At 40.6% G+C, this 25,236-nt stretch carries 19 protein-coding genes and 1 pseudogene; 14 read left to right on the forward strand and 6 right to left on the reverse strand.

Annotation, left to right across the window (positions count from 1 at the left end; all coding sequences use genetic code 11):
• On the reverse strand, window positions 1-549 hold the full coding sequence (locus BLS46_RS00435) for an NADPH-dependent FMN reductase (RefSeq protein ID WP_093584611.1): 549 nt from the start codon (window positions 547-549) through the stop codon (window positions 1-3).
• Between the two features lie 248 nt (window positions 550-797).
• On the opposite strand from BLS46_RS00435, the gene BLS46_RS00440 reads away from it, so the two are divergent.
• The 3 genes from BLS46_RS00440 (at window position 798) to asnS (ending at window position 3,959) form a co-directional block, all read left to right on the forward strand.
• Complete coding sequence (locus BLS46_RS00440) at window positions 798-1,274, forward strand: cell wall elongation regulator TseB-like domain-containing protein (protein ID WP_093584614.1); 477 nt, start codon at window positions 798-800, stop codon at window positions 1,272-1,274.
• A gap of 10 nt (window positions 1,275-1,284) precedes the next feature.
• Window positions 1,285-2,463 carry a pyridoxal phosphate-dependent aminotransferase gene (locus tag BLS46_RS00445; RefSeq protein ID WP_093584617.1) on the forward strand — a complete coding sequence of 393 codons (1,179 nt, stop codon included), beginning with the start codon at window positions 1,285-1,287 and terminating at the stop codon, window positions 2,461-2,463.
• 152 nt (window positions 2,464-2,615) lie between these two features.
• Entirely contained in the window at window positions 2,616-3,959 is a 1,344-nt protein-coding gene (asnS, locus tag BLS46_RS00450) for an asparagine--tRNA ligase (protein ID WP_093584620.1), read from the forward strand.
• Between the two features lie 54 nt (window positions 3,960-4,013).
• Here asnS and BLS46_RS00455 read toward each other — a convergent pair.
• A pseudogene (locus BLS46_RS00455) lies at window positions 4,014-4,750 on the reverse strand (IS30 family transposase); the annotation flags it as partial.
• A gap of 479 nt (window positions 4,751-5,229) precedes the next feature.
• Here BLS46_RS00455 and metK point away from each other — a divergent pair.
• On the forward strand, window positions 5,230-6,420 hold the full coding sequence (gene metK / locus BLS46_RS00465; protein ID WP_093584623.1) for a methionine adenosyltransferase: 1,191 nt from the start codon (window positions 5,230-5,232) through the stop codon (window positions 6,418-6,420).
• 65 nt (window positions 6,421-6,485) lie between these two features.
• Here metK and BLS46_RS00470 read toward each other — a convergent pair whose 3' ends face one another.
• Both BLS46_RS00470 and BLS46_RS00475 read right to left on the reverse strand, forming a co-directional pair.
• Entirely contained in the window at window positions 6,486-6,785 is a 300-nt protein-coding gene (locus tag BLS46_RS00470) for a DUF1827 family protein (RefSeq protein ID WP_000767190.1), read from the reverse strand.
• Between the two features lie 58 nt (window positions 6,786-6,843).
• Complete coding sequence (locus BLS46_RS00475; protein WP_093584626.1) at window positions 6,844-7,296, reverse strand: NUDIX hydrolase; 453 nt, start codon at window positions 7,294-7,296, stop codon at window positions 6,844-6,846.
• 176 nt (window positions 7,297-7,472) lie between these two features.
• Between BLS46_RS00475 and BLS46_RS00480 the strand changes: the two genes are divergently transcribed.
• Both BLS46_RS00480 and BLS46_RS00485 read left to right on the forward strand, forming a co-directional pair.
• A complete protein-coding gene (locus tag BLS46_RS00480) occupies window positions 7,473-8,375 on the forward strand; it encodes a helix-turn-helix transcriptional regulator (protein WP_093584629.1) in 903 nt (300 codons plus the stop codon).
• Window positions 8,376-8,429: 54 nt separating this feature from the next.
• Entirely contained in the window at window positions 8,430-9,044 is a 615-nt protein-coding gene (locus tag BLS46_RS00485; RefSeq protein WP_093584632.1) for a GyrI-like domain-containing protein, read from the forward strand.
• A 43-nt stretch (window positions 9,045-9,087) separates the two neighbouring features.
• Here BLS46_RS00485 and BLS46_RS00490 read toward each other — a convergent pair whose 3' ends face one another.
• Entirely contained in the window at window positions 9,088-11,346 is a 2,259-nt protein-coding gene (locus BLS46_RS00490; protein WP_093584635.1) for an ATP-dependent Clp protease ATP-binding subunit, read from the reverse strand.
• Window positions 11,347-11,585: 239 nt separating this feature from the next.
• Window positions 11,586-11,816: a DUF1797 family protein gene (locus BLS46_RS00495; RefSeq protein WP_000443579.1), complete on the reverse strand. Its 231-nt coding sequence runs from the start codon at window positions 11,814-11,816 to the stop codon at window positions 11,586-11,588.
• A 190-nt stretch (window positions 11,817-12,006) separates the two neighbouring features.
• Here BLS46_RS00495 and BLS46_RS00500 point away from each other — a divergent pair, with 190 nt between their 5' ends.
• From BLS46_RS00500 to BLS46_RS00535, 8 genes are all read left to right on the forward strand, one after another.
• The gene (locus BLS46_RS00500; protein ID WP_093584638.1) at window positions 12,007-12,690 is read left to right on the forward strand and encodes an amino acid ABC transporter permease; all 684 of its coding nucleotides are present in this window, start codon (window positions 12,007-12,009) and stop codon (window positions 12,688-12,690) included.
• A complete protein-coding gene (locus BLS46_RS00505) occupies window positions 12,690-13,424 on the forward strand; it encodes an amino acid ABC transporter ATP-binding protein (RefSeq protein WP_093584641.1) in 735 nt (244 codons plus the stop codon). Before BLS46_RS00500 ends, BLS46_RS00505 begins: the two co-directional genes overlap by 1 nt.
• A gap of 33 nt (window positions 13,425-13,457) precedes the next feature.
• Window positions 13,458-13,778 (forward strand): TfoX/Sxy family protein, encoded by a 321-nt coding sequence (locus tag BLS46_RS00510; protein WP_093584644.1) that lies wholly within the window; start codon window positions 13,458-13,460, stop codon window positions 13,776-13,778.
• Window positions 13,779-13,927: 149 nt separating this feature from the next.
• Entirely contained in the window at window positions 13,928-14,785 is an 858-nt protein-coding gene (locus tag BLS46_RS00515) for a bifunctional methylenetetrahydrofolate dehydrogenase/methenyltetrahydrofolate cyclohydrolase (protein WP_180364025.1), read from the forward strand.
• Window positions 14,786-14,789: 4 nt separating this feature from the next.
• On the forward strand, window positions 14,790-15,563 hold the full coding sequence (locus tag BLS46_RS00520) for an HAD hydrolase family protein (RefSeq protein WP_093584650.1): 774 nt from the start codon (window positions 14,790-14,792) through the stop codon (window positions 15,561-15,563).
• Window positions 15,564-15,906: 343 nt separating this feature from the next.
• Window positions 15,907-23,118, forward strand: a complete 7,212-nt coding sequence (locus tag BLS46_RS00525) for an SIALI-17 repeat-containing surface protein (RefSeq protein WP_093584652.1) — start codon at window positions 15,907-15,909, stop codon at window positions 23,116-23,118.
• A gap of 239 nt (window positions 23,119-23,357) precedes the next feature.
• Window positions 23,358-24,179, forward strand: a complete 822-nt coding sequence (locus BLS46_RS00530) for a phosphate ABC transporter ATPase (RefSeq protein ID WP_093584655.1) — start codon at window positions 23,358-23,360, stop codon at window positions 24,177-24,179.
• A 14-nt stretch (window positions 24,180-24,193) separates the two neighbouring features.
• Window positions 24,194-25,045 carry an NAD(P)H-hydrate dehydratase gene (locus tag BLS46_RS00535; RefSeq protein WP_093584658.1) on the forward strand — a complete coding sequence of 284 codons (852 nt, stop codon included), beginning with the start codon at window positions 24,194-24,196 and terminating at the stop codon, window positions 25,043-25,045.
• Window positions 25,046-25,236 lie beyond the last annotated feature (191 nt).

The following is a 25,236-nucleotide window of genomic DNA, read 5'->3' on the forward strand; positions in this document are numbered from 1 at the left end:
TTAGTTGATTGCTGTAAGAAGGTCGTCAGCTTGTTTGGCAAGTGATGAAGCAGTTGCTTCTTCTAACACCAATTTTCCGTCTGCCCAAGCAGAGTCATTGACACGCGCGGCAGTAAAGTCGCCAACGACTTGTGTACGGATAAATGGCAAGAGGTCTTTGTAAATCGCAAAGAGTTGCTCGTGACCTGCATTGGCTACAGAAGAGACAGTAACAAACTTGTCTTGAAGGGCAGAAGCACTACGTGTATCTGTCAAGTCAAGGGCGCGGGAGAGCCAGTCAAGCAAGTTCTTCACTGTTCCAGGGATAGAGAAGTTATAGACTGGAGAGAAAATCCAGATGGCATCGGCAGCAAGGACAGCCTCACGAGCAGCAGCTACAGCTGGATGAGTTGGAACTTCCAGATCTTGGCTGAAGAGAGGAACAGCTGAATAATCAAGATAGCTAACTTCCACTTTGCCAGCAAGTGCTTTCTCAGCTTCGAGGGCCATTTGGTGGTTGAAAGAACCTTGGCGTAGTGAACCGACTATAAATAGTACTTTTTTAGACATGACGTGTCTCCTTTAGTTTAAAATTTAAAGAGCGAACTCTTTTGTCACTATCTATGTTACAACAAATGATACTAATTAGCAATAAATGTGCTCAGCTAAGTTTACTTGTTAGGGGTGGAAAAACTTAGTTCTGAGAAAGCAGTATTTGATAGACAGACAAATATTGTATTTAATTTCAAGGGGAAAAGAATCTTAGAATGTTCCTGTCTTCACTTGTAATAAAGGAGGAGAGATGGTAAAATAGACGAGTGAAACTAAGACAGAAAAACGCAAAAAACAAGCTACTTATACAGTATGGAATCGGCATTGCTCTGGTACTACTAGTCATGACGACTTCCTTCCTTTATCTGATATCACTCAGCATGAAACCCTATCAAGATGCTAGGGTTGAAGGAGAAAAACTAGCCAAGCAGTATGCAGAATTGGAAAAGGCAGATCAGGTTGATTTTTTTAATGGTTCAGAAGCTTATTACAGCGTTCTGGGGCATAATAAAAAACAAGAAGCCATTGCCGTGCTGATCGAAAAAAATGAACATAAGATTTACGTTTATCAGCTAGATAAGGGGATTTCTCAAGACAAGGCAGCGACGATTTCGAGGGAAAAAGGAGCTAGCGACATTGACAAAGTCACCTTTGGTCGCTATCAGGACAAGCCAATTTGGGAAGTTAAGTCAGGAAATCACTACTATCTGATAGATTTTGAAACTGGAGCAGTGATCCAATAAAGGAGGGCATATGAAATTATCCAAACGCGTACTAGAAATGGAAGAAAGCGTCACTCTAGCCAGTGATGCAAGAGCCAAAGCATTAAAAGCTCAAGGAAAGGATGTTCTTTTCTTAACTTTGGGACAGCCAGATTTTCATACTCCTGAAAATATTCAGAATGCAGCGGTAGAAGCGATTCGAGATGGACGAGCTTCCTTTTATACAGTTGCTTCAGGTCTACCAGACTTAAAGGCTGCGGTTAATACCTATTTTGAACGCTACTATGGCTATTCCGTAGCAGCTAACGAGGTTACCTTTGCCACAGGTGCCAAGTTCTCTCTCTATACCTTTTTTATGGCCGTGGTCAATCCAGGTGATGAGGTCATCATCCCTACACCATACTGGGTCAGTTATGGAGACCAAGTCAAGATGGCAGAAGGTGTGCCGGTTTTTGTCCAAGCCAAGGAAGACAATCACTTTAAAGTAACAGTCGAGCAGCTTGAAGCAGCCCGAACAGATAAGACCAAGGTCTTGGTTCTCAATTCGCCATCGAATCCGACTGGTATGATCTACACTCGTGAGGAATTGCTGGCTATCGGAAATTGGGCTGTTGCGCATGATGTCCTTATCCTAGCAGATGATATCTATGGTCGCCTAGTTTATAACGGAAATGAATTTGTTCCAATCTCTAGTCTGTCAGAAGCTATTCGCAAGCAAACCATTGTTATCAACGGTGTATCTAAGGCTTATGCCATGACTGGTTGGCGGGTAGGTTATGCAGTAGGAAATCCTGAGATTATTGCTGCCATGAGCAAGCTAACAGGTCAAACAACCTCAAACCTGACTGCCGTATCACAATATGCTACCATTGAAGCCCTAACTGGACCACAAGACTCTGTCGAAATCATGCGCCAAGCATTTGAGGAACGATTGAATACCATTTATCCTCTCTTGTGCCAAGTACCAGGATTTGAAGTTGTCAAACCCCAAGGAGCCTTCTATCTTTTCCCAAATGTTAAAAAAGCGATGGAGATGAAGGGCTATACCGATGTGACGGACTTTACAACGGCTATTCTTGAGGAAGTCGGTCTTGCCTTGATTACAGGAGCAGGATTTGGAGCACCAGAAAATGTTCGTCTCAGCTATGCTACAGACTTGGATACTTTGAAAGAAGCTATTCGTCGCTTGCATCAATTTATGGAAAAATAAAACTCAAAATCTTCGCCTTTTTGGCGAAGATTTTTTGTAACCAAAATCTCGCGATTTTTCTCTAGTCGAACCTAGCTATCGCAGTCTATTTATGGTAAAATAGTGGGTAATGATGTCTTCGGACAAGTTAAACGAAAAAAGGAAGATAGATTATGACAAAACGTGTAACAATCATCGAAGTAAAAGATTATGTTGGTCAAGAAGTGACCATCGGAGCCTGGGTTGCCAACAAATCAGGAAAAGGGAAAATTGCCTTCTTGCAATTGCGTGATGGAACAGCCTTTTTCCAAGGAGTTGCCTTCAAACCAAACTTTATTGAAAAATTTGGTGAAGAGGTAGGTCTTGAAAAATTTGAAACCATCAAACACTTGAGCCAAGAGACTTCTGTTTATGTGACAGGGATTGTCAAAGAAGATGAGCGTTCTAAGTTTGGTTATGAGCTCGATATCACCGACATCGAGGTCATTGGTGAATCACAAGATTACCCAATCACTCCAAAAGAACACGGAACAGACTTTTTGATGGATAACCGTCACTTGTGGCTCCGCTCTCGTAAGCAAGTAGCGGTTATGCAAATCCGTAATGCAATCATCTATGCAACCTATGAGTTCTTTGACAAGAACGGCTTCATGAAGTTTGATAGCCCAATCCTTTCAGGAAATGCGGCAGAAGACTCAACAGAACTCTTTGAAACAGACTACTTTGGAACACCAGCCTACTTGAGTCAATCAGGTCAGCTTTACCTTGAAGCAGGTGCGATGGCTCTTGGCCGTGTCTTTGACTTTGGTCCAGTATTCCGTGCTGAAAAATCAAAAACGCGTCGCCACTTAACTGAGTTCTGGATGATGGATGCGGAGTATTCTTACTTGACACATGACGAATCACTTGACTTGCAAGAAGCTTATGTTAAAGCCCTTCTTCAAGGTGTACTTGACCGTGCTCCCCAAGCCTTGGAAACTTTGGAACGCGATACAGAGCTTTTGAAACGCTACATTGCAGAGCCATTCAAACGCATTACTTACGATCAAGCCATTGACCTTTTGCAAGAGCATGAAAATGATGCTGATGCAGACTACGAGCATTTGGAACATGGAGATGACTTCGGTTCACCACACGAAACGTGGATTTCAAACCACTTTGGTGTCCCAACCTTTGTCATGAACTACCCAGCAGCTATCAAGGCCTTCTACATGAAACCAGTTCCTGGAAATCCAGAGCGCGTACTTTGTGCAGATTTACTTGCTCCAGAAGGATATGGAGAAATCATCGGTGGTTCTATGCGTGAGGAAGACTACGATGCCCTTGTTTCCAAGATGGAAGAACTTGGTATGGATCGTACAGAATATGAATTCTACCTTGACCTTCGTAAATACGGTACTGTACCACACGGAGGATTTGGTATCGGTATCGAGCGTATGGTAACCTTCGCAGCTGGGACCAAACATATCCGTGAAGCCATTCCATTCCCACGTATGTTGCACCGAATTAAACCGTAAACTAGTAAAAAGGCTAAATTTCAAGTTCAAGTTAGCCAGCAAGCAGTCTTTTCTGGGCGACTTGTAGTCCAAGCATTTTTTAGGATAGTTATTAATCCAATTTTCGATGAAGGCGACCTCCTTAGGAGTCGTTTTCTTAGTTCCTTTAGGTAACCATCTACGAATGAGCCTATTGTGATTCTCATTAGTTCCCCTTTCCCAAGAGGCATAGGGGTGTGCATAGTAGATATGCTCCTTAGAAAACACATTAGACAGGCGGTTGAATTCCGTTCCATTATCTGCCGTGATGGAAAGAATCTTGTGTTGTCTTAAGATGAGTTTTAGAACCCGATTGACAGACTCAGCGCTTTTATTGGGAATTAATCGAATAATTTGGTGTCTGCTCCTTCTATCCGTCAAGACCAGCAAGCAGCAGTTTTTCGCTCTTGTCAGTAGGACCGTATCAATCTCATAATGCCCATTCTCCAATCGAAGATTGATAGCTTTAGGATGCTGTTCAATGGATTGACCAGCAGGTTTAAAGTTGGGGCTAGCTTGTTTCTTGACAGTTTTTCCTTTTCTAGGATAAAGGAGGTTCTGTTTGGTTAGTCCCAATTTCCTATGATGAATCCAGTAGTAGCTAGATATTGTAGGACTGTACCACGCTTGATTTCATTGTGGATGGTCTGAGGAGCTTTTCCAAGTAGAGAGGCGATTTCTCTATTTGATTTTCCTTCATTTTTCCATCGTTCGATTAAACGACGGCTATGGATTGTCAAGTGTTTAGCTTCTGTAGTATAATTGTTTTGCATCTCTGTGCCTTTCTTGTGTTTGTGGCGAACAACAAGTATAACACAGAGGTGGTTTCTTATGCCTATAACTAGATTTCATTTGACAATATTGACTAGTTGAACCAGCTCATTTTTAGGAAAGTTGGGTGGCTAACTTCATTATAGAACTTTCAGAATGGCTCCTTTTTCTAACTTCGTTTTATGAATTTTCAAAAATACTGCAAAAAAAAGTAAAAAGTGGTATAATAATAAGGTTATATAGTCCCGATAAGATGGTAGAAATTTCTATCAGTACTTTGTAACTCGCAAAGAATGACGGCTCCAAAGTCACTCGTCATTCTACGGTTACCGCTATAATGCGGTTACCCTATGCGCCTTACTAGCTTCAGAAATAAAAAAGTATTGTTTTTATTTCTGAAGCTAGTAACTCTTAGACTATAGAAATACCTACCAGTACTTTGTAACTCTATAACAATATTTTTTTAAGGGGGGACATTTTTATGTCAGAACGTAAATTATTCACGTCTGAATCTGTATCTGAGGGGCATCCGGATAAGATTGCAGACCAAATTTCAGATGCGATTTTGGATGCTATTTTAGCAAAGGATCCAGAGGCGCACGTTGCTGCTGAGACAGCTGTATACACTGGTTCTGTCCACGTTTTTGGTGAAATCTCTACACATGCTTATGTGGATATTAACCGTGTGGTTCGTGATACCATTGCAGAGATTGGTTATACGAATGCAGAATATGGTTTTTCTGCGGAAACAGTTGGAGTTCATCCATCGCTTGTTGAGCAGTCACCAGACATCGCCCAAGGGGTTAACGAAGCCTTGGAGGTTCGTGGAAATGCAGATCAAGATCCGCTTGACTTGATTGGAGCTGGAGACCAAGGGCTCATGTTTGGATTTGCGGTGGATGAGACAGAAGAACTCATGCCATTGCCAATCTCACTCAGCCACAAGCTAGTTCGTCGTTTGGCAGAACTTCGTAAGTCTGGTGAAATCAGCTATCTCCGTCCAGATGCTAAATCACAAGTTACAGTTGAGTATGATGAAAATGATCGTCCAGTACGTGTGGACACAGTCGTTATTTCAACTCAGCACGACCCAGAAGTCAGCAATGAACAAATTCACAATGATGTGATTAACAAGGTTATCAAAGAGGTTATCCCAGCCTCTTACTTGGATGAGCAAACAAAATTCTTCATCAATCCAACTGGTCGCTTTGTAATCGGAGGACCTCAAGGAGACTCAGGTTTGACTGGTCGTAAGATCATCGTGGATACGTATGGTGGCTACTCTCGTCATGGTGGTGGTGCCTTCTCTGGTAAGGATGCAACTAAGGTGGACCGTTCAGCCTCTTATGCGGCTCGCTACATTGCCAAGAACATCGTTGCAGCAGGCCTTGCTAAGAAGGCAGAAGTGCAATTGGCCTACGCTATCGGTGTTGCGCAGCCAGTTTCTGTCCGTATCGATACCTTTGGTACTGGAACGGTAACTGAAAGCAAGCTTGAAAAAGCAGCGCGTCAAATCTTTGACCTTCGCCCAGCAGGAATTATCCAAATGCTGGACCTCAAACGTCCAATTTACCGTCAAACAGCGGCTTATGGACACATGGGACGTACAGATATTGACCTTCCGTGGGAACGTTTGGATAAGGTAGATGCTTTGAAAGAAGCTGTGAAATAAAATGAAAAAGCTTGGTAATGTTACCAAGCTTTTTGCAAAAGAAAACCAGCTCTAAGCTGGCTTTCTTATTTTGTAGGAATAGAAATTTCAATCAATTTATCAGAGTAGAGGGTCTTGATATTAGCTTCATCGATCTTATCTTTATCGATTTTGCGTTTCATGAAGAAATCTTGAATGGTTTCGATTTCTGGTTCACGAATAGCACGGTGTTTGTTGGAAATGAGGATTTCATAGTGAAGCGGAGCTTGTGTGAAAATCACATCAGTGTTTCCAGCAGAATAGACCTCAACAAGGGTTGCGTCAGTACTTTCTAATTGGCTTTTAACAAGTTGCGAGTGTGAATTAGTCGTGTTGATAAGCTTCATAATAGTTCCTCCGATTTTCTAACTCTATTATAGCACTTTTTGGATAAAATCGTGTATTTTAGTCAATTCTATGCTGTTTTTTCCAAGCTTCAATTCCCCATTTGTGGCTACCACGTTTAAGTTTTTCTATTGCCTCGTCAATAGGAAACCAAGCAATATGATTAAAGTCTTCTAAAGGTTTTTGTACCTCCTCGAAAGAAATAGCTTCGTAGAGATAAGCTGGATTATAGTAGTAGGTGTCACGGTGGCGAGAGTAGAAATACTCATCAGCTTGTCCGAAATAGCTTCCGATTTCAGCTGTAAAGCCAAGTTCTTCGATTAGTTCTCTCTTCAGTGCTTCTTGATGGTCTTCGCCTGCTTCGATTTCTCCGCCTGGCAAGAACCAAGCACCATTGGGAGCTTGAACTAAGACAATTTGTTTTTTTTCTGGATCAGGAATAACTACGTAAACGCCGTAGCGGGGCAGGTAGGTCACATTTTCTTTTTTTTCTCCAAAAGTTGGGTTTGCCATAGAACTTTCCTCATTCTCTAGTATCTTTATTATTATCATAATGGACGAGGGGCAAGCTGTCAAGAATAAACCAACAAACTTGTGCAGAAAAAGCTACTTTGTTTGGATTAATATTTGTCTAGCTAAACTTTCCAACCCTAGCTCTTTAACTGGTATAATAAAAGAGAGGTGATTTTATGGCAGAATCTAGACTATTTCGTATCCTATATCTACTTTTAGAAAAAGGCAGTACAACGGCTCCTGAGTTAGCCCGATTATTTGAAGTATCTGTACGAACGATTTATCGCGATATTGAGCGGTTGAGTATGGCGGGAATCCCCCTTTATTCAGTTCCTGGAAAGGCGGGGGGAATCTTTTTAATGAAAGACTTTGTTCTGGATCGCACTCTCGTATCGGAGGATGAAAAATTAGAACTTCTGTCAGCTTTGCAAGGGATTCAAGCCCTGACCGATGATAGGCAAGATCTGTTACTTGAAAAATTGGAATCTATTTTTCAAGTTTCTACCAGCCCTTGGATAGAGGTAGACTTAACTGACTGGAGAAAGCGAAAAGGTCAAAAAGAATTATTTGATAACATCAAACATGCTATCTTAGAGAAAAGGCGACTGGTGATCACTTATCTAGGTGGGAGTGGTCAGAAAACGATTCGTACAGTCGAGCCCTTTAGACTCATATTTAAAAAGAGAGATTGGTATCTTTATGCCTACTGTTATTTGAAAGAAGAGTGGCGTTTTTTCAAATTATCCAGAATTAGGAATTATCACCTAACAACTGAAACTGTGAAGCAGAAAAATGTGCTGGATTGCGTCGATAGTTCAGATCAAGTGGCAAATCAAATAGAAGTTTTCTTGAAGTTTAGTCCCAAGCTTGCTTTCCGAGTTTATGAAGATTTTTCAGAAGATGAGATTAGCTTGGGGAAAGATGGATGTTATTATGTAAAGACAGTCCTACCAGAGCATGAAAGTCTGTATACTTACCTCCTATCTTATCTAGATGGGGTGGAAATACTCGCCCCCAATCATCTGAAGAAGGAATTGCTTTCTAGATTAGAAAAAATCCAAAAACTTTATAAAACTTGACAAAAGATGTCAGGGTTTTGGTGCTATACTAGAGATAGAAAGGAGAAGAACCAAATGAAATACGAATGGAGAAAAGAAGCGAAAGATCTTTATCAAGTGAAAGCTAGGCCCAGTATCTTGCAGGTACCAGGTCAATCCTATATCGTGATTGATGGTAAAGGTGATCCAAATCAAGAAGATTTTTCAGAACGCGTAGGGGCTTTATATGCCTTAGCTTATGAGATAAAGATGAAGTATAAAAAAGCTCCTATGAATGAGGTTTACACTGATTTCACTGTCTTTCCTTTAGAAGGTGTATGGAAAAAGGAGAAGGAGGGAGAACTGGTAAAAAGTGAGCTTTCTTATAGTATTATGATTAGGCAACCCGATTTTATTACGAGAGAACTATTTGAGGAAGCTCTGAATGAGGTCAAAATCAAGAAACCAAATCCTCTCTATGAGGCTATTCGTTTTGAAAAAATAGAAGAAGGCCAAAGCCTTGCTATGCTTCATGTAGGACCTTTTGATACTGAAAATGAGACTTTTACAGAGATGGAGCATTTTTGTCAACTTCATAAACTCAAAAGAACTTCGGAAATCCATCGAGAAATCTATCTCAATAACCTTCATCGAACGGAGCCAAGCAAATTGAAAACAATTCTTCGCTATCAAGTTCAAGAAGAGAATTAAAAAAGAGAACAGGAAATCTTGTTCCCTGTTCTTTTTATGAGATTTATTCTTCTTTTTCAGAAGCAATCTCTTCTATTTTTTCAGTTTTTTTGGCAGATTTGATTTGAATCTTACCATTGCTTGTCATAACTGCCTTGAGGTCTTTTTCACTTGGATTTTCAAGGTAGTAGTCAGTGATGGCGTCCTCGATATGGTCTTGAATGGTACGACGGAGTGGCCGTGCCCCCATTTTTGGATCATATCCCAAGTCAACCAACTTTTCCTTGACCTTGTCTGTCACTTCGAGGTGGATGTCGTTGCTAGAAAGACGTTTGTTAACATCTGCTAGCATGAGTTCGACGATTTGGAGGAGGTTGTCCTTGCTGAGAGCTTTGAACTCGATGATGCCGTCAAAACGGTTCATAAATTCTGGGCTAAAGAAATTGCCGAGTTCACCGAGAACAGAGTTGGTTCGACCTTCACGAGCTGCCCCAAAACCAACACTGGCTTCGGCCTTACCAGTACCCGCATTTGAGGTCATGATAATGATAGCATCCTTAAAGCTAACTGTACGTCCTTGCCCATCAGTCAAACGACCATCGTCCAAGACTTGGAGGAACATGTGCATGACATCTGGGTGGGCTTTTTCAACTTCATCGAGAAGGATGAGAGAGTAGGGATTGCGACGAACTTTTTCTGTTAATTGACCAGCTTCATCGTAGCCGACATAACCTGGAGGGGCACCGACTAATTTAGCCACACTGTGTTTTTCCATGTATTCACTCATATCAAAACGAATCATGCTGTCAGCAGAGCCAAAGAGTTCAATGGCTAGTTGTTTGGAAAGTTCTGTCTTACCGACACCAGTTGGTCCGACAAAGAGGAAACTTCCGATTGGGCGGTTGGGAGTACCAAGTCCAACACGATTACGACGGATGGCTTTGGCAATCTTATCAACAGCCTCGTCTTGTCCGATAACATGGGCCTTGAGGTCGTCTGCCAGATGGATGAGTTGAGATTGTTCTTTTTCTTTTAGTTCCCCAACAGGGATATTAGTTTTCTGCTCAATGATATGTTCAATGGTTTTCTCGCTAATGATAGGAGTATCCTGATCGGTCACCTTGTTTTTCTGCATTTCCTTGTACTTGGAAATCTGATCACGGAAGTAGGCAGCTTTTTCAAAGTCTTCCTCTCGTGTAGCTTGAGTCTTGAGATTCTCAGCTTCAATTAAACGCTGATCAATCACTTTAGGATCAACAAAGTTCAGAGTCAGATTCATCTTAGAACCAGCTTCATCTAACAGGTCAATAGCCTTGTCAGGTAAGAAGCGGTCTTGAATGTAACGATTGGACAGATTAGCAGCTGCCTCGATAGCAGCATCAGTATACTTGACGTGATGGTAGTCTTCGTATTTCTTTTGAACCCCTTTGAGGATGGTAATGGTTTCTCCGACAGTTGGTTCATCTACCTTGACAGGCTGCATCCGACGCTCCAAAGCAGCATCTTTTTCAATGATGCGGTATTCATTAAGAGTAGTAGCGCCAACCAATTGCAACTCACCACGAGCAAGGGCAGGTTTGAGGATATTTCCTGCATCCATATTGCCATCGCCCGCAGATCCTGCACCGACAATTTCATGGATTTCATCGATAAAGAGAATGATGTCCTCGCGTTTGCGTATCTCTTCCATGAGCTTTTGCATACGCTCTTCAAATTGGCCTCGGATACCCGTTCCTTGAACTAGACTGACCACATCCAAACGGATAACTTGCTTGCCTTGGAGTTTATGGGGAACATCACCATCGACAATTTTTTGAGCCAGACCTTCAACAACTGCTGTTTTACCAACACCTGGTTCTCCGATGAGGACAGGATTGTTTTTTGTTCGACGGTTGAGGATTTCGATAACACGGATAATCTCCTCATCTCGACCGATAACAGGGTCAATATCCCCACGACGGGCAATCTCAGTTACGTTGATACCATATTCCTCTAGGAGTCCTCTTTCTTGGCTAGGAGGTGTTTGAAGTGGACCACGGTTTTGAGGTCCGTATCCCCCATCACCCCCATATCCTCCACCTGATTGAGTTGGGGGAACGTTATTAGAAGAAGCCCTGAAATTATTCAAATCATTGAAAAAGTCTCCAAAAGGATCAAAGTCTCGATTGTTTAGGTCAGTCATTCCTTTAAAGAGGGTATTGTTTGGATCCGTTTTGATAATTTTATAGCAATTTTGACAGAGATCAATTTGCTTTTGTTGTCCATTGATATTGGTATACAGATGAATTGTTGAGTCGTTAATTTTACAGTTTTGACAGAGCATACATCTACCTCATTTCATTCTTATTTTTGGCCTAAGAAAAAAGGTCAAAAATAGTCAAAGTTTTATACTCTCATTATAGCATGATTAAGGTGTAAAGCAAGTAAAAAGATTGGGAAGTAGTCGTTTTTAAAAGAAGAATTCAAGGAGAATTAAGCGACATTGAGGGCAAGAAAAAATCCCATTTGCAGGGACAAAAAGGATTCTCGTTCATCAGTCAGGTTTTCCCTGCTGATTTTTTATTAGTAAAGGAGTTCGTAGATCTCCATTGCAATCAAGTCAATACTATCAAAGGTATAGGTTTCACGTGCTTCAACATCGCGAAGGGTGAAGAGTGATCCGTTTTCTTCGTCATAGCTGTAAGCAACTTCTGCAACAACAACTCCTTCACGTTCAAAATTACGTTTTAGATTTCCGCCATCTTTTGTCATAGCTTCTAGGCGGTTGATGATTCTAACCAAATGTGATTCCATTATGATTCTCCTCCATTTCTTATCGTTACTATTTTACCATAAACCACGGGGACTTGACTAGAAAAAACTAAGATTTCTCGCTATTTCTCTTTTGCATAAAATTATTGGTGAAAATCAGTGGGAAAAGATTGAATTTTAATTCAATACATGTTATAATCATACAATCTGATATTTAGAAAGCTGAGTTTATATGAATTTTTCCTTTTTACCAAAGTATTTACCTTATTTTAATTATGGTGCTCTTATCACTGTAGTGATTTCAATTCTGGTAGTCTTTTTCGGTACCATTCTAGGTGTCTTATTGGCCTTTGCTCAGCGATCACGCTTTAAACCGCTTGTTTGGTTTGCGAATGTCTATGTATGGATTTTCCGTGGAACTCCGATGATGGTGCAAATTATGATTGCCTTTGCCCTTATGCATATCAACGCTCCGACTATCCAAGTGGGAATTTTAGGTGTGGACCTTTCTCGTTTGATTCCTGGTATTCTGATTATTTCTATGAACAGTGGTGCCTATGTGTCTGAAACCGTTCGTGCAGGGATCAATGCGGTTCCTAAAGGGCAGTTAGAGGCGGCTTATTCCTTGGGTATTCGTCCCAAAAATGCTATGCGTTATGTTATTTTGCCACAGGCAATCAAGAATATTTTACCAGCGCTGGGAAATGAATTTATCACCATTATCAAGGATAGTTCGCTTTTGTCAGCAATCGGTGTCATGGAACTTTGGAATGGAGCTACAACGGTAGCAACGACGACCTATCTACCTTTAACGCCTCTCTTATTTGCAGCCTTTTATTACTTGATTATGACTTCTGTTTTGACAGTGGCTTTGAAGGCATTTGAAAAACATATTGGACAAGGAGACAAAAAATAATGACAGAAACCTTGATTAAAATTGAAGAACTGCATAAGTCTTTTGGGAAGAATGAAGTCTTGAAAGGGATTGACCTTGAGATCAAAAGAGGGGAAGTTGTGGTAATTATCGGTCCGTCAGGGAGCGGGAAGTCAACCCTCCTTCGCTCGATGAATCTGCTCGAAGAAGCAAGTAAGGGAAAGGTTATCTTTGAAGGTGTCGATATTACGGATAAGAAGAATGACCTTTTTGCGATGCGTGAAAAGATGGGCATGGTATTCCAACAATTCAACCTCTTTCCAAATATGACGGTGATGGAAAACATCACCCTGTCTCCAATCAAAACCAAAGGGGAAAGCAAGGAAGTAGCGGAGAAAAGAGCGCAAGAACTGCTAGAAAAAGTTGGCCTACCATATAAGGCGACGGTCTATCCACAGAGTTTGTCAGGTGGCCAGCAACAACGGATTGCCATTGCACGTGGTTTGGCTATGGAACCAGATGTTTTGCTTTTTGATGAACCAACTTCAGCCCTGGACCCTGAGATGGTTGGGGAAGTTCTAGCTGTGATGCAAGACCTTGCTAAATCAGGGATGACTATGGTGATTGTGACTCATGAAATGGGCTTTGCCCGCGAGGTAGCAGACCGTGTCATCTTTATGGCGGATGGAGTTGTTGTCGAAGATGGAAGGCCAGAGGAGATTTTTGACCAAACCCAAGAACAACGGACCAAGGATTTTTTGAGTAAGGTTTTGTAAGACCTCATTTTTAGAAGAAGTGGAGTAGAAATCATGGCTTCAAGTAAGGAATATTTAGACTTTATTCTCGATCAGTTTTCGGAGCTAGAGGAGATGAGTTATCGTCAAATGATGGGAGAGTATATCCTTTATTATCGTGGGAAGATTATTGGGGGAATCTATGATAATCGTTTGTTATTGAAGCCTGTGAAGGTGATCATAGATCAACTGGGCCAGACAAGACTTGAACGTCCTTATGAAGGAGCCAAGGAGATGATTTTACTAGAAGACCTTGAAGACAAGTTATTTCTAGCGAGACTAATCAAGGAGATGTACGAAGTTTTGCCTGTTCCCAAGGTCAAAAAGAAAGCATGATAGACTTGCCTAAGATAAATAGGCACTAAAAGCTTGATAAGAGCTTTTTCTTATAGTTTCAAACTATAAGGTCTATTAGTCAAGAAGTGTTAGAATGCCAAGGTATTTTTTGATATAATAGAAGATATTTGATAGAAAAGAGAAGAAATATGGCACAGATTATTGATGGGAAGGCTCTTGCAGCTAAGTTACAAGGACAGTTGGCTGAAAAGACTGCCAAACTAAAAGAAGAAACAGGTCTAGTTCCAGGCTTGGTGGTGATTTTGGTGGGGGACAATCCTGCCAGTCAAGTTTACGTTCGCAACAAGGAACGGTCAGCTCTTGCTGCTGGCTTCCGTAGTGAAGTTGTGCGAGTTCCAGATACCATTACCCAAGCGGAATTGTTGGACTTGATTGCTAACTACAATCAAGATTCAGCTTGGCATGGGATTTTGGTTCAGTTACCTTTACCCAAACATATCGATGAAGAGGTGGTTTTATTAGCCATTGACCCCGAAAAGGATGTGGATGGTTTCCACCCGCTAAACATGGGTCGCCTATGGTCTGGTCATCCAGTTATGATTCCTTCGACATCTGCAGGAATTATGGAGATGTTCCATGAATATGGGATTGAGTTGGAAGGTAAAAATGCGGTTGTTATCGGTCGCTCAAATATTGTTGGAAAGCCAATGGCTCAGCTTCTTTTAGACAAGAATGCTACTGTTACTCTAACTCATTCCCGTACAAAAGATCTAGCTCAAGTAGCATCGCAAGCGGATATTCTTGTCGTTGCTATCGGTCGCGCCAAGTTTGTGACTGCTGACTTTGTCAAACCAGGTGCAGTTGTCATTGATGTGGGGATGAACCGAGATGAAAATGGCAAGCTTTGTGGAGATGTTGGCTATGATGCCGTTGCACCACTTGCAAGTCACATCACGCCAGTACCTGGTGGAGTTGGCCCTATGACCATTACCATGCTAATGGAGCAAACCTATGAAGCAGCGCTTCGTACACTGAACAAGGATTAGGAAAATGAAATTCGTATTTGATCTGGATGGGACGCTGTCTTTTGATTATATGACCATAGATGAGGAGATTAAGCAGGTTCTTTTAAAGGCTAGCGATTATGGGCATGAGGTTATATTTGCCTCAGCTCGATCTTATCGAGATTGCTTGGGCTTATTAGGTACTGAACTTAGTCAGCGCTTGGTCATAGGGTTGAATGGTGGTGTAGCCTACTATCTGGGGAAAGCCATCTATGAAAGAAATCTCGATGCTAGAGTTTATCAGGCGCTAGTGGATTATTGCCAGACTTATAATCTCCCTTTCTTTGCAGATGATTGCTTTGATTATAGTGGTCAGATTGTGGAGAAGATTCCATTTATTTCTAGTGTTGACCCCCTAAAGGTGGCTCGTCATCAGAAACTCGAGGACTTGGGGACTCCGATTAAGGTAGTCGTTTACATGGGTGACCATGAGGATTTGCTTGATGACCTGCTTGGTCAGTTAGAAAGACTGGAGCTGGCTCATCTGTCTTATCATGCGCATGAAAAGTGCCTTTATGTTAATCCCTTGGATACTCATAAGGCGACAACTGTTGAAAAGTTATGTGGGGAGAATTTCATTGCTTTTGGAAATGACCAAAACGATATTGAACTGTTTAAGACGTCTCTCTATTCAGTTCAGATAGGAGATTTTGCTGGCCTTACTCCATATGCGGATGAAACGTTTGAGCTAAAAGGAGAACCTTCTCCAGCAGTGGCAGCTAAAATCTTACAGACCTTTGCGGAATTTAAGGGAAAATAGTGTAGAAGGAGGTTCGCCTTCTTTTTATGTAGAGTAATGCAGTCTATAAACTATAAATTTGAAGTTTGAAAAAGATATTAATGGAATTCAATTTGTAGTAGAAAGAGTCTAGAACCGAAAGCTATTTTCATTGCAACTATTCCTTTTAAATGAACTTTTCTTGTATAATATTTTATTAGGTCAAATTGATGGAAAATAATTGCAATATAAGGTGTGTTTTGATATATTCAATATATAAAATATATTATAAAACTTGGTACTTGTTTGTGTATTCAGAAGGAGGTTATTTTTAAAAATAAAGTAAACGCTTACTTTGTATCAAGAAAAAGAAATGAGGATTTTAATGAACAAAAGACTTTTTGATAAACGTTGTCATTATAGCATTCGTAAATTTGCAATAGGTGCGGCATCTGTGATGATTGGGGCTAGTATATTTGGTATTTCTGCTGTACAAGCTGAGGAGGTGGATTCATCCAATGCTAAAACAGAAGAAACAACTGTTCATCAAGCTCAACCTTTAGATAAGCTTCCCGATGATGTGGTAGCTGCTATTGCAAAGGCTGATGAGAATGGTGGGCGTGAGTTTGTAAAACCAAAAGCTGAATCGGCAGAAGACAAAGTGACTAAGGATACAGAACCTACTACACCTACTAACGAGAGTAGTCGTGAATTGGTTAGTCCTAAAGGGGAAACTCCAAATAAAGTAGAAGAAGGAAACAAGGCTGATAACAAACAGAAATCTGAAGAGGCAAATCCAAAGCCTGTTGAATCTGCAGTAACAGCTGGAACAGAAGTGAAAGAGGATTCTAAAAAAACTTCTGAAAAGGACCAAGTGAAAGCAGACACAGAGATTAAACCTTCTTCTGAAAAATCGCAAGTGCTGTCTAGAGAGTCAAACAAAGCCGAAGTTGAAAAGGAAAAACAGCTATTATCGGAACGAAAACAAGATTTTAATAAAGATTGGTATTTTAAACTAAATGCCCAAGGAGATTTTTCAAAAAAAGATGTGGATGTTCATGATTGGTCTAAATTGAATCTTCCTCATGATTGGAGTATTTATTTTGACTTTGATCACAAGTCTCCCGCTCGTAATGAAGGTGGGCAGTTAAATGGTGGAACAGCTTGGTATCGTAAGACTTTCATATTAGACGAAGCAGACAAGAATAAGGATGTTCGTATCAATTTTGATGGGGTTTACATGGATTCAAAGGTCTATGTAAATGGTAAATTTGTCGGACATTATCCAAGTGGCTATAATCATTTTTCATATGATATCACAGAATTTTTAAACAAGGATGGTAGTGAAAATTCAATTACTGTTCAAGTGACCAATAAGCAACCAAGTAGTCGTTGGTATTCAGGAAGTGGGATTTATCGTGATGTAACCCTTAGTTATCGTGATAAAGTCCATGTTGCCGAAAATGGTAATCATATCACTACTCCAAAACTTGCTGAGCAAAAAGAAGGGAATGTTGAAACACAGGTTCAAAGTAAGATTAAAAATACGGATAAGAAGGCTGCTAAAGTCTTTGTGGAACAACAAATTTTTACTAAGGAAGGTAAGGTTGTTTCAGAATTAGTCCGCTCTGAAACGAAGAATTTAGCAGAAAATGAAACTGCAGATTTCAGACAAACAATCCTAGTTAATAAACCAACTCTTTGGACGACAAAAAGTTATCATCCACAACTGTATGTGCTGAAAACAAAGGTTTATAAAGAAGGTCAACTAGTTGATGTAACAGAAGATACATTTGGTTACCGTTATTTCAATTGGACTGCGAAGGAAGGTTTCTCTCTGAATGGTGAACGTATGAAATTCCACGGGGTAAGTATTCACCATGACAATGGAGCTTTGGGGGCAGAAGAGAATTATAAGGCTACCTATCGTAAATTAAAACTCTTGAAAGATATGGGAGTTAACTCTATTCGAACAACCCACAATCCAGCGAGTCCTCAGTTGCTTGATGCTGCAGCTAGTTTAGGTCTCTTGGTTCAAGAGGAAGCTTTTGATACTTGGTATGGTGGCAAGAAGACTTACGACTATGGACGGTTCTTTGATCAAGATGCAACTCATCCTGAAGCTAAGAAGGGTGAGAAGTGGTCTGATTTTGATCTTAGAACAATGGTAGAACGTGATAAGAACAATCCGTCTATCGTAATGTGGTCTCTTGGAAATGAGGTGGAAGAGGCAAATGGTAGTCCTCGTTCTATCGAGACAGCTAAACGTCTGAAGGCTATTATCAAGGCGATTGATACTGAACGTTATGTCACCATGGGTGAAAATAAATTTAGTCGTGCAGCGACAGGTGATTTCTTGAAACTCGCAGAAATCATGGATGCTGTCGGTATGAACTATGGTGAACGTTTTTATGATGCGGTTCGTAGTGCTCATCCAGACTGGCTCATTTATGGTTCTGAAACCTCTTCAGCTACTAGAACGCGTGATTCTTATTATAACCCTGCTCAAATCCTTGGACATGACAATCGTCCAAATCGTCACTATGAACAATCTGACTATGGTAATGACCGTGTTGGATGGGGAAGAACAGCTACTGAATCATGGACTTTTGACCGTGATCGTGCTGGCTATGCTGGACAATTTATCTGGACAGGAATTGACTATATCGGTGAACCAACTCCATGGCATAACCAAGATAATACACCTGTAAAAAGTTCTTACTTTGGTATCATCGATACGGCTGGTTTACCAAAGAATGATTTCTACCTTTACCGTAGTGAATGGTATAGTGCTAAAGAAAAGCCAACTGTTCGCATTTTACCACATTGGAACTGGACTGAAGAGACCCTTAAGGAACGCAAGATGCTGGTTGATGGAAAGGTTCCGGTTCGTACCTTCTCAAATGCTGCAAGCGTCGAATTGTTCTTAAATGGAGGGTCACTTGGTAAAAAGGAATTTACTAAGAAAACGACAGAAGATGGACGTCCATATCATGAGGGGGCTAAACCAAGTGAATTGTATCTTGAGTGGCTTGTGAAATACCAACCAGGTACACTGACTGCGATTGCTCGAGATGAAAATGGGAATGAAATTGCGCGTGATAGTGTGACAACTGCTGGGGAGCCAGCAAGAGTTCGTCTGACTAAAGAAGAGCATGTTATCACTGCAGATGGAAAAGACCTATCCTACATCCATTACGAAATTGTTGATGGTGATGGGAATGTGGTTCCAACAGCTAACAATCTTGTTCATTTCAATCTTCATGGTCAGGGACAAATCGTTGGTGTGGATAATGGAGAACAAGCTAGTCGTGAACGCTACAAAGCTCAAGCAGATGGAACATGGCAAAGACGTGCTTTCAATGGTAAAGGGGTTGTCATTGTAAAATCAACAGAAAAAGAAGGTAAATTTACTCTTTATGCAGATTCTGCTGGTTTAACTTCTGATAGCGCAACAGTCGCAACTGTGTCTGGTAAGAAAGAAAACCGTCACTTTGTAGCCTTTGCTCCTGTAAAAGCAACAACTGACGTGACAACAAATCCTGAATTACCTCAAACAGTAACAGCTATTTATAGCGATGGTAGTGTTGAGGAAAAGACTGTAACATGGGACGTGCCATCAGACTTGCTTACAAGTGCAGGTGAAAAGAAAGTCTCTGGACGAGTGGAAGGTTTGGAAACCCCAGCTGAGGCACTTGTTAAAGTGATTGCTTTAGATAGATGGTTACCAAAAGTTGTTACAGTCCCAGTTGGAACGAATGCGGCTGATTTGGATAAAACGGTCACTGCTGTTCTGACAGATGGTAGCTTGATTGATACTGATGTTGTTTCTTGGACCTTGAAAGACCCTGCTGCTTTGAACAAGGAAGGTGGACGTACGGAGGCTACTGGTAAATTGGTAGATGACGACCGTGAAGTGACTGCAACCTTTATCGCAAGTAGTAAGGAAACAACAAGTAGCATTACAGGACTTACTGTTGGGGATAAAGCTCTTGAGAATTTTGAGTCTGGCAAGACCTATTACCGTGTATCTCTTCCTTACACTGGAACAATTCCAAGTGTTGGAGCTCAGACTACCGGATATCAAGTAACTGTTCAGCAAGCTTCTGCTGATAATGGTTATCAGGCTTCTCTCTTCTTGAGTGACCAAAAGGGTGACTTGGTTCAAACTTACTTAATTCAGTTTGTGAAGGAAGCTCCTGCTTTGAAACGTTTGGAAGTGGTTGTAGAAGGAAAAGAAACTGCCACTGAAGATCAAGTATTAACTTATCACGTCATTGGTCGTTATGAGGATGGTTCACAAACAGAATTTTCGGCTTCAGATATTCACTTAGAAGCTAAATCATCTGATGGGGGACATCTTGAGGTGAATGGTCAGAATCTATTGCTCTATACTAAGGGAAGAGTGACTTTGACACCTCGAATCGATAATCAAACAGAGAAAACAGAATCTGTAACTACTGAAGTAGTGATTAAAGAAAATAAAGTTAACAAGAAGATTGTGAAACTGCATCCTGTATCTGTTTCTACAGACATCAATCAGCAACCGAATCTACCTAAAGAAGTTGGAGCAGAATTTGATAAGGGCTTACCACGCAAAGTATCTGTAACTTGGGATAAGGTAGATGAAAAAGAGTTGGGGCACTATCATAGCTTTACGCTTAAAGGACATGTGGAAGGTACAGATATCGAAGCACAAGCGACTGTAACGGTTGAAGGATTGCAAGTTGCAGAGGAAATCAGCCTCACAGTACCTAAGGGTGAGACGGTTCAATTGCCAGCCAATGTCCGGGCTTACCATTCTAACGGAACAACTATCTACAAAGATGTTGTTTGGGATCAGGTTCCAGCTAACTTTAGTCAAACTGAAGGGGTCTATGAAATCAATGGTCGTTTAGTAGGTAGCAATCTGACAACTAAAGCTCATGTTCGAGTGTCTAGTCAAGTGGTTGCTGGAAATAATATCTCTAAACAATGGACAGGTTCACAATTACCAGCTGCCATTGTATCCAATACAGGTGGAGATGATTCAGCCAATACCTTGAACGACTTGACTGTATCAAGAACGCCATCAGATGCTAAAAATAGATGGACAACTTGGAGAACAAATACTGATAATGACTGGGCTTCTATCTTATTTGGTAATTCAGGAGACTTGACGAAACGTTTTGTCAACAATTTGTCGGTTGATTTCTATACTGATGGAGCAATTGGTCTTCCAAAAGAATATGTAGTTGAATATTATGTAGGTAAAGAAATTCCTGATTTACCAAGTGATGTCAGTCATGCGCAACGAGCTAGCAATCATCCATTTAATAATCCAGACAATTGGAAAGCAGTTGAAAACTTACATGCTCCAAGTCAGCTATCTGCAACTCAAACAAATCACTTCACATTTGACAAGGTAGAAACCTATGCTGTTCGTATTCGTATGAAGAAGGCTGATGGAACTTCAGGTGTTGGTCTGACAGAGCTAACTGTCCTTGGAAACAAGGTAGTAAGCTCTACAAGTTCAGAGATTTCTATCAAGGTAGATGGCAAGGATCTTGAACACTTTAATCCATCTAAGACCGATTACTATATTCCTCAATCTAGCAAAGAAATCACTGCAACAGCTAGCAATAATGGTTTGGTAACAGTTGTTCCTGCAACCAGTCCAAAAGGTGCAACACGTCTCATCTTAAAAGCAGAAGATGGTACGGTATTGAAAGAATATAGAATCTTCCGCAATGATGAGAGAGAAACTAGTCAACCTCTTGCTGCAGAAAATAGTGCTAAAATCTTGAATGTTGGAGATGCTCTTCAACTTCCTTCAGAAGTCACTGTTTATTACCCAACTTCAACTACTTGGACTACAGATAAACTGGCAGTGAAATGGGATGCTATTCCTGAACATGCAACAGAGCATGAGGGAACATTTGAAATTACCGGTCATGTCATTGGTACAAATCTAACGACTAAAATGCAGGTGACAGTTGTTTCTAAAGGAAATCAAGTCATTTCAGAAAATCCAAGCAACAATGAAACGGATTCTAAAGCCTTTGCTTCGACAACGAACGATACACAAGCAGCTTCACATGATCGAATTTTCTATATCAATGATGGAAAATACAATGAAGATGGACGTTGGACAAACTGGTCTCGTACTCCGAAAAATGAAGAAACTTCTGTCGGACTACTCTTTAAGAAGGACGGTAAAATTGCCACCCAATCTATTGGAAAAGTAGCTATTCAGTTCTTTAAAGATAGTGGAACAGATGCCCCAGAGAAAATGGTTCTAGAAAGATATATTGGCCCTGCCTTTACAGAACCAAGTACGATTTCTCGTTATGAAGAAAATGCTGACCATCCATTCAACAAGGCAGAAAATTGGGCACCTATTCCTTACAAAGCTTCTGGAGAATTAGTAGCTGGTAAACCAATCGAGTTTAATTTTGATCCGGTTCAAACGACAGCAATTCGTGCTCGCATGACTCGTAAGGCTACTACCAATGGTCTTGCACTTGTAGAATTTACAGCCTACTCTGCAGGCAAGGGAGCAGAAGTGGAAACACCATCAGCGACTATTTCGATCGACGGAAAAGCATTGGAAAACTTTGATCCAAATGTGACAGATTACACTCTAACAACAATGGGTTCAAAACCAAAAGTCACTGCAACAACTAGTGGACATGGAGTAGTTACAGTTGTGGATTCTGGAAATGCCAATCTTCCAACACTGGTTCGTCTTGTTTCCAAAGATGGAAATCTGGTGAAAGAATATCGTTTACACTTTAAGTCTACCTTCCAAACAACACCAACAGAAGGCGTTAAGAACTTAGTAGTAGAAACTCCAAGTTTGGAAATTGAAAAGACTCCGCTTCCGTTTAAAGAAGTTATTCGTGAAAACCCTGAACTTGCTCAAGGTCAACGTCGTATCGTTTCTGAAGGACAAGATGGAGAAAAAGTTGACTATATTCAAGTTTTGGGTACTACTAGAAGTCTTGTTCATTCTGAAGAAAGAAAGGCTCAGGATCGCATTGTTGAAGTAGGAGTGAAAGCATCTATTTCAAGTAGTAAAGGCGAGGAGCCTGCTCCAGTCAATGAAGTTCCAGAATTCAAAGGAGGTGCTAACTTTGTAGAAGCAACAGTGAACGATGTTCCAGAATTCAAAGGCGGTGCTAACTTTGTAGAAGCAGCAGTGAACGATGTTCCAGAATTCAAAGGCGGTGCTAACTTTGTAGAAGCAGCAGTAAATGAAGTTCCAGAATACACAGGAATTCTAGCCACAGTAGGAGATCAAGCAGTACCAAGTGTTGAGAAACCTGAATTTAAGGGTGGCGTTAATGCTGTAATGGCTCTAGAACATAAACTTCCAGAGTACCGTGGTATTCTAGCTACAGTAGGTAATCAACCAGCACCGACAGTAGAAAAACCAGAGTTTAAACTAAGTTCGTTAGAAAAAGCTCAGACTCCAGAAACACCAGTTCAAGTTGCCAAGGAAGACAAGAGATTGCCAGAAACTGGTGAAAAACAGTCAGAAACAGCTGTTTTCTTGGCAGGTGTTACCTTGGCCTTGTCAGCAGCTTTATTAACTGCAAAACTCAAAGAAGATTAGTCTCAGCGTCTAATGACATCCTATTTGTAGATATTAGTCGATGATTAAAAATTGGTTTCTTTTTCAACTATTGTAAGTTGATGGCATCTAAAAACTGGAGAAGACAATCATGGTCTTCTCCAGTTTTATATAGGTGTAAGCAAGAGAGGTGAATTGTACCCCAAAAGTTAGACAGAAAAATAGTAATCCAAATTGCAAGGTGTGTACCTTTTTGTTGTATAATGGAGTGAGGTGATTAGATGATTTTAAAAATTTATAATGGGGAATATAGTTTACAATGGGATGGAATATACTACTTAGCACTAATTGATTATCCAAATATTCAAGAGTGGGAATTAGAAAAAATTGCTAAATTTATAGCTTACGAAAAACTTCATAAATGTCAAACAAGTATTGAGTGTGCTGATTCTTGTTTAAAAGAAGAAATTTTAGATTACATCTGTCAGCATCCCTTTCTGCCACCATTTACCCCTACAGATAAAAGAGTAGCCTTGACTTATGATCTACATAAGAGGTTAGTGACTTCGGACTACTGTAGTCATACTACGACTATAGATGCAGCGATTTCTATCTTTAAAACAGGTCAGCTCTTATCTGCTGTGAACGCCTTTGGGCGAGATGCTGAAGAGTTGGTTTTGGATAGTAGAAATGCTGCATCGGATCCGATAGATTATTTTGACTATGTCATGTTAGGGTGGTCAAATACAAGTTCTGGTTATCGATTAGCGATGGAGCGTTTATTAGGTCGAGCTCCTTCAGATAAAGAATTACAAGAAAAGTTTATTCCTGGAGTGAGTTTTCATTTTATCTATACAGATTTGATTAAAGTTCCTGGTTATATTTTTGATGGCTACCATGTTGCAAAAATTAAGGACATATTGAATTTATTTAGTGAGTTGTATATTTGTATTATTCCAACTCATAATAAGAGCCAATTTGAAAATATTATTCCAACTAAAATACAAGATAGAGTGCATTATCTTGACTATGATGGAGAAGACTTAGAAGAGTGGACTAAGAAAGTCTATCAAGTTGTTTTAAAACAATCAGATAAAGGATAGTTGAGGAAAAAACGATGAAAGTGATTGATCAAACTTTACTAGAAAAAATCATTATTGAACGTTCTCGTCACAGTCATAAGGGAGATTACGGTCGCCTGCTCTTGCTGGGAGGGACCTATCCTTATGGAGGAGCTATCATCATGTCAGCCATTGCAGCTGTCAAAAGTGGGGCAGGGTTGGTGACTGTTGGCACGGATAAGGAGAATATCCCAGCTCTGCACAGTCATTTACCTGAAGCTATGGCATTTTCTCTTCAAGACCAGCAATTGTTAAAAGAACAGTTGGAAAAGGCAGAAGTTATCTTGCTAGGTCCGGGTTTGCGAGAGGATGCATTTGGAGAAGAACTCGTAAAATGGGTTTTTAACAACCTCAGAAGTGACCAGATTTTGATTGCAGATGGCGGTGCTTTGGGCATCTTAGCAAAAGCTCATTTTCCATTCCCATCTAGTCAGCTCATCCTAACTCCCCACCAAAAGGAATGGGAAAGACTGTCTGGTATAGCTCTTGACCATCAAAATACAGAGACGACTTCTAGGGCTCTTTCAGCTTTTCCTCAAGGAACGATTCTAGTCTTGAAAGGCCCAGTAACTCGTATATGGCAAGCAGGCAAACCTGAATACTATCAACTGGAGGTTGGAGGCCCCTATCAAGCAACCGGTGGCATGGGAGATACTCTGGCTGGGATGATTGCAGGTTTTGCAGGTCAGTTTCACCAAGCCAGTCTCTATGAGAGAGTGGTGGTAGCGACTCACCTTCATTCGGCTATCGCGCAAGAACTTGCTCAAGAAAACTATCTTGTCTTGCCAACAGAAATTAGCAAGCTACTCCCAAAAACAATAAAAAAAATATCCCAAAAAGGCAACTAATACCTTGGTTGTCTTTTTATGTTGATGTAGCTTTGTTGATAAGATTTTCAAATACCTCAGAACCAGCAATCAACTGCTGAACTTACGAGGAATTCTCACTTTTAAGGTTTTGATTTTTACTAAAAATTACAAATAAAGCGAGATTGTTATCAAAGTTGAGGGGTGTCAAATCATGCTTTTTTTGATATAAT

Source organism: Streptococcus sp. NLAE-zl-C503, assembly GCF_900104285.1.
Taxonomy (GTDB): Bacteria; Bacillota; Bacilli; order Lactobacillales; family Streptococcaceae; genus Streptococcus.

Bases quoted from the DNA above. Each gene is read 5' to 3' on its own strand.
- BLS46_RS00475 (WP_093584626.1), bottom strand. From the start codon at position 7,296: ATGGCAAACCCAACTTTTGGAGAAAAAAAAGAAAATGTGACCTACCTG.
- BLS46_RS00535 (WP_093584658.1), top strand. From the start codon at position 24,194: ATGAAAGTGATTGATCAAACTTTACTAGAAAAAATCATTATTGAACGT.
- BLS46_RS00510 (WP_093584644.1), top strand. From the start codon at position 13,458: ATGGCTTCAAGTAAGGAATATTTAGACTTTATTCTCGATCAGTTTTCG.
- BLS46_RS00525 (WP_093584652.1), top strand. From the start codon at position 15,907: ATGAACAAAAGACTTTTTGATAAACGTTGTCATTATAGCATTCGTAAA.
- metK (WP_093584623.1), top strand. From the start codon at position 5,230: ATGTCAGAACGTAAATTATTCACGTCTGAATCTGTATCTGAGGGGCAT.
- BLS46_RS00530 (WP_093584655.1), top strand. From the start codon at position 23,358: ATGATTTTAAAAATTTATAATGGGGAATATAGTTTACAATGGGATGGA.
- BLS46_RS00485 (WP_093584632.1), top strand. From the start codon at position 8,430: ATGAAATACGAATGGAGAAAAGAAGCGAAAGATCTTTATCAAGTGAAA.
- BLS46_RS00435 (WP_093584611.1), bottom strand. From the start codon at position 549: ATGTCTAAAAAAGTACTATTTATAGTCGGTTCACTACGCCAAGGTTCT.
- BLS46_RS00480 (WP_093584629.1), top strand. From the start codon at position 7,473: ATGGCAGAATCTAGACTATTTCGTATCCTATATCTACTTTTAGAAAAA.
- BLS46_RS00505 (WP_093584641.1), top strand. From the start codon at position 12,690: ATGACAGAAACCTTGATTAAAATTGAAGAACTGCATAAGTCTTTTGGG.
- BLS46_RS00515 (WP_180364025.1), top strand. From the start codon at position 13,928: ATGGCACAGATTATTGATGGGAAGGCTCTTGCAGCTAAGTTACAAGGA.
- BLS46_RS00520 (WP_093584650.1), top strand. From the start codon at position 14,790: ATGAAATTCGTATTTGATCTGGATGGGACGCTGTCTTTTGATTATATG.
- BLS46_RS00490 (WP_093584635.1), bottom strand. From the start codon at position 11,346: ATGCTCTGTCAAAACTGTAAAATTAACGACTCAACAATTCATCTGTAT.
- BLS46_RS00470 (WP_000767190.1), bottom strand. From the start codon at position 6,785: ATGAAGCTTATCAACACGACTAATTCACACTCGCAACTTGTTAAAAGC.
- BLS46_RS00495 (WP_000443579.1), bottom strand. From the start codon at position 11,816: ATGGAATCACATTTGGTTAGAATCATCAACCGCCTAGAAGCTATGACA.
- BLS46_RS00500 (WP_093584638.1), top strand. From the start codon at position 12,007: ATGAATTTTTCCTTTTTACCAAAGTATTTACCTTATTTTAATTATGGT.
- asnS (WP_093584620.1), top strand. From the start codon at position 2,616: ATGACAAAACGTGTAACAATCATCGAAGTAAAAGATTATGTTGGTCAA.
- BLS46_RS00445 (WP_093584617.1), top strand. From the start codon at position 1,285: ATGAAATTATCCAAACGCGTACTAGAAATGGAAGAAAGCGTCACTCTA.